This window comes from Nocardiopsis sp. NPDC050513 (genome assembly GCF_044457925.1).
Classification (GTDB): Bacteria; Actinomycetota; Actinomycetes; order Streptosporangiales; family Streptosporangiaceae; genus Nocardiopsis.
On the sequence record NZ_JBITHK010000028.1, the window covers coordinates 1 to 10,831 of the forward strand.

Annotated in this window: 9 protein-coding genes; all 9 read right to left on the bottom strand. The window is 73.7% G+C overall.

Annotated elements, in window-relative coordinates; translation table 11 throughout:
- On the bottom strand, positions 1-521 hold a 521-nt coding region (locus ACIBFB_RS27075; protein WP_397234970.1), incomplete at its 3' end, for an alcohol dehydrogenase catalytic domain-containing protein.
- A 573-nt stretch (positions 522-1,094) separates the two neighbouring features.
- Positions 1,095-2,093, bottom strand: a complete 999-nt coding sequence (locus ACIBFB_RS27080; RefSeq protein WP_397234972.1) for an endonuclease/exonuclease/phosphatase family protein — start codon at positions 2,091-2,093, stop codon at positions 1,095-1,097.
- A 377-nt stretch (positions 2,094-2,470) separates the two neighbouring features.
- On the bottom strand, positions 2,471-3,997 hold the full coding sequence (locus tag ACIBFB_RS27085; RefSeq protein ID WP_397234974.1) for an alanine/glycine:cation symporter family protein: 1,527 nt from the start codon (positions 3,995-3,997) through the stop codon (positions 2,471-2,473).
- A 152-nt stretch (positions 3,998-4,149) separates the two neighbouring features.
- Entirely contained in the window at positions 4,150-5,637 is a 1,488-nt protein-coding gene (locus ACIBFB_RS27090; RefSeq protein ID WP_397234976.1) for an FAD-dependent oxidoreductase, read from the bottom strand.
- The gene (locus ACIBFB_RS27095) at positions 5,634-5,996 is read right to left on the bottom strand and encodes a (2Fe-2S)-binding protein (protein ID WP_397234978.1); all 363 of its coding nucleotides are present in this window, start codon (positions 5,994-5,996) and stop codon (positions 5,634-5,636) included. The genes ACIBFB_RS27090 and ACIBFB_RS27095 overlap by 4 nt, the downstream gene beginning before the upstream one ends.
- A complete protein-coding gene (locus tag ACIBFB_RS27100) occupies positions 5,983-7,164 on the bottom strand; it encodes an NAD(P)/FAD-dependent oxidoreductase (RefSeq protein WP_397234980.1) in 1,182 nt (393 codons plus the stop codon). The genes ACIBFB_RS27095 and ACIBFB_RS27100 overlap by 14 nt, the downstream gene beginning before the upstream one ends.
- A 28-nt stretch (positions 7,165-7,192) precedes the next feature.
- Complete coding sequence (locus tag ACIBFB_RS27105) at positions 7,193-8,212, bottom strand: proline racemase family protein (protein WP_397234982.1); 1,020 nt, start codon at positions 8,210-8,212, stop codon at positions 7,193-7,195.
- Positions 8,213-8,244: 32 nt separating this feature from the next.
- Positions 8,245-9,699, bottom strand: a complete 1,455-nt coding sequence (locus ACIBFB_RS27110; protein WP_397234984.1) for an aldehyde dehydrogenase (NADP(+)) — start codon at positions 9,697-9,699, stop codon at positions 8,245-8,247.
- 32 nt (positions 9,700-9,731) lie between these two features.
- Positions 9,732-10,706: an ornithine cyclodeaminase family protein gene (locus tag ACIBFB_RS27115; protein WP_397234986.1), complete on the bottom strand. Its 975-nt coding sequence runs from the start codon at positions 10,704-10,706 to the stop codon at positions 9,732-9,734.
- Positions 10,707-10,831 lie beyond the last annotated feature (125 nt).

Here is a 10,831-nt window from a genome sequence, read left to right on the forward strand (position 1 = left end):
AGCATGTGGTCGGCGTAGGGCACGCGGAAGGCGTCCGTGACCATGCCGCCCCACTGGCCGCTGGCTGGACCGAATCCGTAGGCGGCGAGGGTGGAGCGGGCGGTGGTGGAGCACTTGGAGGTCAGGCCGCGGCGGCACCGCTCGCAGGTGCCGCAGGAGACCGACCAGGGAACGACGACGCGGTCGCCCGGCCGCACGCCGTGCACGTCCGATCCCGTTTCCAGAACCTCGGCGACGCATTCGTGGCCGATGGGGAAGGGCCCCCGGAAGGGCACTCTGCCGCAGATCGAGCCGACCACCGGGTCGACGGCCCCCAGTGCCATCCCGGCCTGCATGGCGCGGGAGACGGGTCGGTGGATGGGCAGCGTGTCGCCGTCGCAACGCCCGGCCAGGAACGGGCGCACGATCGCGTCGGTCCCCTCCAGCAGCGCCGGGGCCGGGCGTTCACCCCACTCCAGCACGCCGGAGCGGCGGAACAGCAACTCCCGCACGGTGGCATCGCGGGCAGGGTGGTGGTGCATGGACGCCTCCGGGCTGGCGGTACGAGAACCTGGGATTATAACGACTGTTATACCAGTGGGCGGGGGTCGCGCACGTTGTCCCACCCGGACGGCGGGCCGCCCGCAAAGGCCCGGCGGACCGGGCCGCCGGGGAGCAGGAGTCCACCCCTCGAACGACCCCTGCCGCGCGCCGCGGCGGGAACCCGCGCCGAGGTCGCGAGAGCGCGTGCCGCCGATGACGAGCTCGATCAGGTCCTGGGTGTGAGGGCATTCCTCCGCGACGCCTTCACGCGTCCCGGCCAGCATGTCCTCGGAGCCCGTGACATCCCCACCGGGGTCGGGCATCCGGCGGGTTCGCCGTTCGGCGGGCGTGGTTGGGGCACCGGACGACAGGCGGGATCCAGCCGGAACGGGGGCAGAGCCCTGCGCGTGGGGTGGGAGCGTCCCCCGCGGCGTCTCGGCCGATCCGGTCGGCACCGGCCTCGGTGACCCCGGGCCCACGCCCCGGTGGGGCTGGCCCGGCCACCCCTCGGACCGAGCTGTGACGGGCCTCGCGCGCAGACGGCGGAGGAGGACGCGCATCCTCCCCCGGCGTCACATTCTCCGAGGGTGGGGCCTGTCTGAGGGGGAGGAGACTCCGGGGCGGCGGGACACCGGTGCGTGCTGACGTCCGGCCTCCAGGCTCGCGGTCGACATCCCGGGGGTTTCGCCGAGCGTACGGGCCAGCGCCGGGGGCCTGGTGGCGCGCCCACGCCCGTACTCCATCTCGAAGGCGACCACGAAATGGTCGGCTCCGGGGACCGGAACCACCCGATGGGCGAGGGGGGTCAGGTGTCCGCTGACGAAGGCGCGGTCGATCGACCGGCCGTCGGGCGTCGTGGCGGGTGGCTCACCGGGGCCGAACGCGTCCGCCAGGGCAACACCCCCCAGGTGAGTGAACAACCCCCGCGGGTCGGGCATGTTCATGTCGCCAGCGAGGATGACCGGCACGTCGCCCAGTGCGGCGAGCCTCTTCCCGATGATCCTGGCCGTCCGCTGCCCGAACTCAAGGCCCGCACCGACGTCGTAGGAGTACGGGACGCCTTCCGGCCCCGGCGACCGCGCGATGTGGATGGGGTGGAGGTGCGCCGCGACGATGCACACATCACCGCCCGGCGTCGCGCATCGGGCGATGAGCAGGCCCTTGGCGTGCCACGGCAGCCTCTTCGGCCTCCCCTCCTTCCCGTCCCAGGACAACAGGGGGAAGGACGGCGCGGGCAGGTCCACACGCTGGATGTCGCGCAGGGGGAAACGGGAGGCGATTCCCAGCCCGAGACTGCGCACACCGGGCACGTGGGACTCGCTCCAGGGCTCCTGGTGCTTGTGGACGTCCGGTGTCCCGAACGCTCCGGCGGACAGCCGGTCGATCTGGGTCGATCCGGGTCCGCAGTCGAGTTCGCTCAGCACGACCAGGTCGGGCCGACGCGCCGAGAGGGCCTGGGCGAAGACATCCGTCCGGTCGGCGTCCGCGTACTCGTGATGCCCTCCGCCGTCGGTGAGACGGCCGCCAGCGACGTTGGACAGGCTGAGGCGGAGCCGGGGAGGTTCGCTCATCCGGACATGATAGGAGGCCGTCACGCCGTCACGCCGTCACGCCGTCACGCCGTCACGTCCGTGAACCGTGCGCCCGTCCGCGTGGACCGGTCGGCGATCCCCCGCCCCCACCGGCCGGTGACCCCGAACCCCGGGCCGGTGCACCCGCGCACCCCGAGACCGGGAAGCCGGTCCCCGCCCCTCGGCAGGATGAGGGAAACAGGGTCCGGAGGAACGCCCTTCTGGCGGCGGGAGCCGTGGTCGTCTCCATCGCCGCCATCGCCGGCGGCGGTCACGACGGGACCGTGCTGCTGTGGGACATCGACTGACGTGTGGCCCGGCTCGGCCCCGCCGCGGGGCGGGGCGGGGCAGGGCGGGGCCGACGCGGTCCGAACCGCTCACGGGGCGAGAGGGTCCCTCCCGGGCTCGTCCTGGACGCTCCGCCGGGCGGCACGAGCCTCGTCGGAGGTCCAGTAGTCGGCTCCGGCGATTCCCACGGCCTCGGGGTCGAACTGGGGGTCCAGGCCCGCGCGCCGTTGCGCGTCGAAGTCGCGCAGCGTGCGCAGGGCGGGCCTGAGCAGCAGGACCAGGCAGACCATGTTGACCCACGCCAGCGAGGCGTACCCGACATCGCCGATCGCCCAGATGAGGTCGGCGGACTGCACCGCTCCGAAGAAGGTCATCCCCAGCAGTGCCAACCGCAGCAGGGCGGTGGGGAGGGGCTTCGTGCCGGAGAGGATGTAGCTCAGGCTCGTCTCGGCGATGTAGTAGAAGGCGAAGAGCGTGGTGAAGGCGAACAGCGCGACGGCCGCGGCGACGAAGGGTCCTCCGGTTCCGGAGAGGACGGTGTCCACCGCCGCCTGGGTGTAGGCCGGCCCGGCTTCGACGCCCTCCAGGTTGGTGGCGAGCGCGTCGGATCCCTCGGGCTGGACGTTGTAGCTGCCGGTCACGAGGAGCATCAGGCCCGTCGCCATGCAGACGAAGAGCGTGTCGATGTAGGTGGACAGGCACTGCACCAGGCCCTGCTTGGCCGGGTGGGAGACCTGGGCGGCGGCTGAACCGAAGGTCCCCTCGCCGACGCCGGCGACGTTGGAGAACAGGGCGCGGCGCACCCCCCAGGCGATCGCCGCGCCGACGATGCCGCCGAAGACCGAGTCCGTGCCGAAGGCGCTGCCGAGGATGAGGGCGGCCATCCCCGGGATGGCCGTGGCGTTGAACGCCAGGACGACCAGTGTCACCAGGATGTAGGCCGCGGCCATGAAGGGGACGACGGTCTGGGCCACCGCCACGATCCTCCGCCGCCCGCCGAAGACGACGAACGCCAGCAGCGCCGTGACGGCGACCCCCGTCACCAGCGGGGTCACGCCGAACGCGGAGTCGAGGGAGGCCGCGATGTTGTTGGACTGGATGCCGGGGGCCAGCACGGTGTACATGGCCACCGCCGTGGCGGCGGCGACGACCGCGAGCCAGCGCAGACCCAGGCCCTTCTCGATGTAGTAGGGGATGCCGCCGCGGAACTGGCCGTCGACGTCGCGCTTGTACACCTGGGCGAGGGTGGACTCCACGAAGGCGGTGGCGCCGCCCAGGAAGGCCATGACGGCCATCCACAGGAGCGCGCCGGGGCCGCCCAGGGCGACGGCGGTGGCCACTCCGGCGATGTTGCCGACCCCGATGCGGCTGGACAGGGTCAGCGAGAGGGCTTGGAACGAGGAGATGCCCTTCTCCGACCTCTCACCGCGCACCAGCTGCCGCACCATCTCCGGCAGGAGCCGGATCTGGAGGCCGCGTGTGGCCACGGTCAGGAACAGCCCGAATCCGAGCGCGAAGACGACCAGCGGCGTCCACAGCCAATCGTTGATGCGTGCCAGCAGGTCCAACATCGGGGCTTCTCCTTGCGAGGGGGACAGGTCAGTGACCTCGGTCACGACTAGTAGTATTGCACTGTGATATGTCACATGACAAGAGGTTCGTGGGGCGGTGAGGGACTCATGACGCATCGGCGAACGTCGTGGCACGGCAGGACCGGGCGGTCACCCGACGAGGTGACCGCCCGGTGGCGCCGTGGGGCCGAGCCCGGTCAACCGTCCGAGTCTGCGGCGTCCCCGGCCAGCCGTTCCAGGGAGACCGGAGCGCACAGCGGCTGTCTGGCCACCGGCCGCAGGTCGTCGGCGGACAGCTCCCGGTCCTCCTGTGCGGCCGCGAGGCAGGCCGTGGCGAACCCGCACACGCGCCCCTGGCACCAGCCCATCCCCGGACGCGCCAGCAGTTTGACCGTGCGCAGGTCGGCCGCGTGCAGCTCGTCGCGGGCCCTGCGCACGGCGCCGTAGTCGACCTCCTCGCAGCGGCAGACGGTGGTGTCGTCGGTCAGCCACTCGGGCCAGTGCCGCGGGACCGGGTGGGCCAGGTGCATCGCGGTCGCGAAGCGTCGCAGGCGGCGGATGCGCTGCTGGAGACTGCGGACGCGCCGCTCGCCGACCGGCGCCCCCATGTCACCGGCGGCCACCGCGCCGGCCAGCTCGCCCTCGGCCACCGCCAGCAGTGCTCCCCCGACCCCGGTCGCCTCCCCGGCGACGTAGACGCCGGCGGACGTGCTGCGCTGGTGTGCGTCCACCACCGCCACCAGGGAGCGGTCGACGTCGATGCGGGTCTGGGCTCCCGCGGCCGTGACAAGCTCGAGGGAGGGCGTGAACCCCCACCCCAACGCGACGAGGTCGACCTCCAGAGTCGCGCCCTCGCGGACGATCCTGCCCTGGCCGTCCAGGCGGGCGAGCCGGACCCGGCCGGCCCGCTCGTTCGCGGCGTCGGGGTCGATGCGGGACACCGTGGTGCGGGTGCGGTACGGGATCCTGTGGCGTGCCAGCGCCGCGGCGTACCCGGCCGCTTCGAGGATCTTCGACGGCGCGTCCAGAACCGCCGTCGGGTGTCTGGCCCAGCCCGTGACGCCGTTGGCCTCGCACACGGCCACGACGCGGGCTCCGGCCTCGGCGAGCTGTCGGGCCACCGGCAGCAGGAAGGGCCCGGTGCCGGCGACGACGACCCGGTCACCGGCCAGGGTCCGGTGGCCCTTGAGCAGGGCCTGCACTCCCCCGGCCGCCATGACACCCGGCAGGTCCCATCCCGGAACCGGGAGCTGGCGGTCGTACCCGCCCGGGCACAGGATCACCGCCCGGGCCGCCACGGCCCCCGGACCGGCGTCGGACACGGCGGTCGTCGGCGCCAGGTGGAGGACCCGGGAACGGTCGTCCCCGGTGGCCGGACCGCGCTCGACGAACCACACCTGGGTCGAGGCCAGGTGGGTGATGCGGCCGCGGTCGAGGTGGGCGCGGAAGCGTTCCCGGAGATCGCTGAAGCGCCGCCAGTCGTGGTGGCCGGCCGACTCCTCCCCCCGCGGCCAGCGCTCGTGGGGGTGGCGCCAGTACTGTCCTCCGATCTGATCGGCGGCGTCGACGACGATCACCGACCTCCCGTGGTCGGCCGCGGTCGTGGCGGCGGACAGGCCCGCGGGCCCCGCACCGACCACGGCCACGTCGAACGGGCGGGCGCTGCCGCCGGCCGGTGCGCTCATCGGTCCCCTCCCCCCGGCTGTTCGGCGGGCGCGGGGCGGGCGGGCTCGCCGGGTGTCAGGACCATGCCGTCCCGGGCGGCCACCAGGCAGGCGCGCTGACCGGTGGCACCGTCCACCGTGATCAGGCAGTCGTAGCAGACGCCGATCCCGCAGAAGAGGCCGCGGGGGCGCCCGTTCCGGCGGGTGCTGCGCCAGGACCGCACCCCGGCGTCGATCAGGGCGGCCCCGACGGTCTGTCCGGGGTGCGCGGTGACCGGCCGACCGTCGAAGGTCAACCGCAGGACGGCCGGGGCGGCCCCCGCGTCGTGGTCGGGCCCCCCGCGGTGTTCGTGCGGGTGCGCGGGATCAGTGGCGGGCATCCGGTGTCACCTCCGAGAATCGCTCCGGTGCGAAGGGGGCCAGGTCAAGATCGGGCTCGTCGCCCGTCATCGCCTGGGCGAGCAGCTTGGCCGTGCCGGTCGACAGCCCGATCCCGGCGCCCTCGTGTCCGCTGGCGTGCCACAGCCCCGGGGCCCGCGGATCAGGGCCGATCACCGGCAGATGGTCCGGGCAGTAGGGACGAAAGCCCAGGTAGGAGCGCATGATCTTGACATGGGCCAGCGAGGGGAAGAGCCCGAGCGCCTTCGCGGCGATCTGCCGCAGGGCCGGGAGCGAGACGGTGCGGTCGAACCCGACGCGCTCGCGCGAGGAACCGATCAGCACCGTACCGGCCCGTGTCCCCTCGATCACCGTCGAGGTCTGCAGGCCCTCGTCGGAGGAGAGCGTGGAGGACACGTACTCGGCCGCGTAGACCTTGCGGTTGATGGTCGGCGGCAGGGGTTCGGTGACGAGCACGAAACCCCGGCGCGGCAGGATCGGCACCCCGACTCCGGCCAGGTCCGCGATCTGTCCGGCCCAGGTTCCGGCCGCGTTGACCACCTGTCCGCAGGAGAGGACGCCCCGGTCGGTGCGCACCCCGACCACCCGCGGGGTGCGGACTCCGCGCTCGAACCCGGTGACGGTGACGCCGGTGGACACGCGCGCGCCCATGCGCTCGGCCAACCGCAGCAGGTGCGCGGTCAGCAGCATCGGCTGGACCTGGCAGTCCTGGGGATAGTAGGCGGCGGCGCTCAGGCCCGGCCGGATGTGGGGCTCGTACTGACGGATGTCCTCGGCAGCCACGTCCACGGCCTCGATCCCGGCCTCGCGCTGGCGCCGCGCGAGGTCGCGCAACCCCTCGGCGCTCTCCTGTCCGGAGGAGACGACGAACCCGCCCTTGGCCTCGAACTCCCACAGGTGCCCGTACTCGGCGAGGTCCTCGTGCCAGACTCCGTGGGAGTACAGCGCCAGGTCCAGTTCGGGCCCCACCTCCTTGTCCGACACCAGCAGGTTGCCCTCGCAGGCGCTGGTGGTACCGGAGGCGACCTGGCCGCGTTCGACGACGTGGACGCCGACCCCGGCCCGGGCCAGGAAGTACGCGCAGGCGGCGCCCAGGGCGCCGGCGCCGACCACCACCACGTCGGCGCCGCGGAATTCGGGGTCGCTCATGTCCGCGCCGCCCTTCGACGTCGTTCTCTCACAGCAGGAATCCGGCCGGGAAGGGATCGGTGGGGTCGAGCATGTACTGGGCGGTGCCGGTCACCCAGGCGCGCCCGGTGATGGCGGGTACCACCGCGGAGATCCGCGAGCCCGGCTGGGACCCGGGCAGGGTGACCCGGTCGACCAGGCGGCCGGTGAAGGCGGTCCCGATGTAGGACTCGTTGACGAAGTCGGTGTGCAGGTCCAGCTCGCCGCGGGCGTGGAGTTGGGCCATGCGGGCGCTGGTGCCGGTTCCGCACGGGGAGCGGTCGAACCAGCCCGGGTGGATCGCCATGGCGTGGCGCGAGTGCCGGGCGGTCGATCCGGGCGCCTTGAGGTAGACGTGGTGGCATCCGTGGATGTCCGGGCGCCCCGGGTGGTGGGGGTGGGCCTGCTCGTTGACGGCCGACATGATCGCCAGACCGGCGTCGCGCAACCGGGGGGCGGCGGCACGGTCGAAGGGCAGTCCCAGGTCGTCCAGGTCGACGATGGCGTAGAAGTTGCCGCCGTAGGCGATGTCGTAGCGCACCTCGCCGAACCCCTCGACCTCGACCACCTGGTCCAGGGCCAGGCTGAACGAGGGCACGTTGCGGATCGTCACGCCCTCGGCGTGACCGTCCCGAACGGCGACCTCGGCCACGACCAGCCCCGCCGGGGTGTCCAGACGCACCGTGGTCACCGGTTCGACCACCGGGACCATGCCGGTCTCCACCAGCACGGTCGCCGTTCCGATGGTGCCGTGCCCGCACATCGGCAGCAGGCCCGACACCTCGATGAACAACACGCCGTAGTCGGCGTCCGGCCGGGTGGGGGGCTGCAGGATGCTGCCCGACATCGAGGCGTGCCCCCGCGGCTCGTACATCAGCAGGGTGCGCAGCTCGTCGTCGTGGTCGATGAACCACCGCCGCCGCTCGGCCATGCTCTCCCCCGGGACGACGCCCACCCCGCCGGTGATGACGCGGGTGGGCATGCCCTCGGTGTGCGAGTCCACGGCGTGGATGACGCGGGTCGTTCTCATGGGATCTCTCCTTGGAGGGAAGTGCGGCGCCGCTACCGGGCGTGGCCGATGAGTCCGCCGTCGACCCTGCGCGGCACGTCCGTGTCCTCGCGCAGCTCCTCGGGCAGCAGGGACGGGGGGAAGCCCTGGTAGGCCAGGGGGCGCAGGAACCGTGCGATGGCGGTGGCGCCCACCGACGTGGTGCCCGCGGCCGTGGTCGCGGGGTAGGGGCCTCCGTGGTGCTGGGCGTGGCTGACCGTGACCCCGGTGGGCCACTGGTCCCACAGCAGCCGCCCCGCTCTGGTGCCGAGCACCGCGATGAGCCGGGGCAGGACGTCGTCGTGCTCGTCGGCCACCAGGGTGGCGGTGAGCTGGCCTTCGAGCGCGGACGCCACGTCGGCCATCTGGGCCTCCTCCGTGTACTCCGCCACCAGGACGACCGGGCCGAAGCATTCGGCCAGGAGCGTTCCGGGGTCCTTCAGCAGCGCGTCGGCGCTGGTGACGAGGACGGTCGGTCCGGGAGCGCCGGAGGCGGCATCGCCGCTCCGGGCCGCGACCTCCACCTCGGGGTGAGCGCTCAGCGCGGCCAGGCCGCGCTGGAACCCGTCCGCGATGCGGTCGTTGAGCATGGGGGACGCCCCGGGCAGGGGCGCCCGCCTCAGGTGGGCGAGGACCTTCGAGCCGGTCGGCACCAGCACGACGCCCGGTTTGGTGCAGAACTGCCCTGCCCCCAGGGTGAAGGAGCCGACCAGTCCGGCGGCCACGTCCTCACCGCGGTCGGCGTCGGCCCGGGCGGTGACGAACACCGGGTTGACCGATCCCAGCTCACCGTAGAAGGGAACGGGCTCCGGCCGGGAGGCGGCGATGTCGAACAGCGCCCTCCCCCCGGGGATGGACCCGGTGAAGGCGCCCGCCTTGATCCGCGGATGGCGGAGTACGGCGGCCCCGGCCTCGCGGCCGTGTACGGACTGGAGGAGGCTCTCCGGCGCGCCCGCGCTCTCCAGGGCCTCCCGCGCGATCCGTCCGGTGGCCTCGGACAGGTCGGGGTGGCCGGGATGCGTCTTGACGATGACGGGACACCCGGCCGCCAGGGCCGAGACGGTGTCGCCGCCGACCACGGAGAAGGCGAACGGGAAGTTGGAGGCGGCGAAGACGACGACCGGCCCCAGGGGGATCTGGGTACGGCGCAGATCGGGTCGCGGACCCGTGGGCCAGTCGGGATCGGCGTGGTCGACGCGCACGTCCAGATAGGCGCCTTCGGTCACGACCTCGGCGAACAGGCGCAGTTGGAAGGTGGTGCGGACCAGTTCCGAGCGCAGCCGCCGCGGTGCGAGGTGCGTCTCGCGCTGGGCGATGGCGACGAGTTCCTCGGCCGCCCCGTCGAGGCGGTCGGCGATGGCGCGCAGGGCCAGGGCCCGCTCGCCGCGTCCGCGGGCGGCCCAGGGGGCGGCGGCGCGGGCCGCGGCCGCGACGATCGCCTCCACCTGTCCGGGTGTGGTGCCGTGCATCGTTCCTCCGTCGTTGGTCGGTGGTGGGCGGGTCAGGGACGGCGGTGGCGGTCGTGGACATGGGAGGCGATCACGAGATCCTCCCAGGCCATCCCCACACCGGAGAAGACCGCGGGCCGGTCGGGGCGCGGTGTGAAGCGGCCCGTCACCAGGTCGGCGAGGTTGGCCGGGGGCCGCGGCGCCGCGGCCCACTCCTGTGCGGGCCGGGCGCCCAGCAGATTGCCGGACTCGCGCATCGCCGAGGCGCGTCCCTCCACGACGATGTCGGAGCGCAGGACGAGATCCGCGGGAAGCTCGCGCTTGTCGGGTCCGTGGACGCCGACGGCGCACACGACGGCGTCGTCGCGGACCCCGGCTCCGTCGAACAGGGGCGTGGGTGAGCCGGTGACGCAGACGATCACCTCGGCGCGGGCCACCTCGCGGGCCGTGTCCGGGGAGGCGGGGCGGGCGGGGACGCCCGCGCCGCGCGCCCGGGCGACCACCGACTCGACGGCCTCGGGCCTGCGTCCGGCCACCGCGATGTCCTCGGGGGCCAGGACCTCGGCCAGGCAGGAGACGTGGCGCTGGGCCTGGGGGCCCGTGCCGAACACCAGGGCCCGCCGCACCGCGGTGTCCGGGCCGCGCCTGGCGGCCAACAGGTGCCTGGCCGCCATCACGGTGGTGGCCGGGGTGCGGACGAGCGTGAGCTCCACGGCGTCCATGACGGCCACCGGCGCCATGTGGAGGGTCTCGAAGAGCACGTACAGACCCTGGACGGCCGGATGGCCGGCCCGCGGGTTGGCCGGTGTCAGGGAGGCGACCTTGACCCCGGCGGTCGCCTGCCCCGCGGTCGGCATCATCAGGAACTCGGAGCCCGCACGGGCGGGCGCGAACAGCCGGGGGCTGTCGTCCTCCGGGTCGATCCGGGCCTCGGCCAGTGCCCGGGCCAGGATGTCGACCGCCTGGGGAGCGTCGACGAGGGACGCCAGGGCGGAGGCGTCCAGGTACACGGGCGGGATGCTGCTCAATGCGACTCCTCGATCAGCGGTGGTCGGACGCGGGGGGGGGGGGGGGGGGGGGGGGGGGGGGGGGGGGGGGGGGGGGGGGGGGGGGGGGGGGGGGGGGGGGGGGGGGGGGGGGGGGGGGGGGGGGG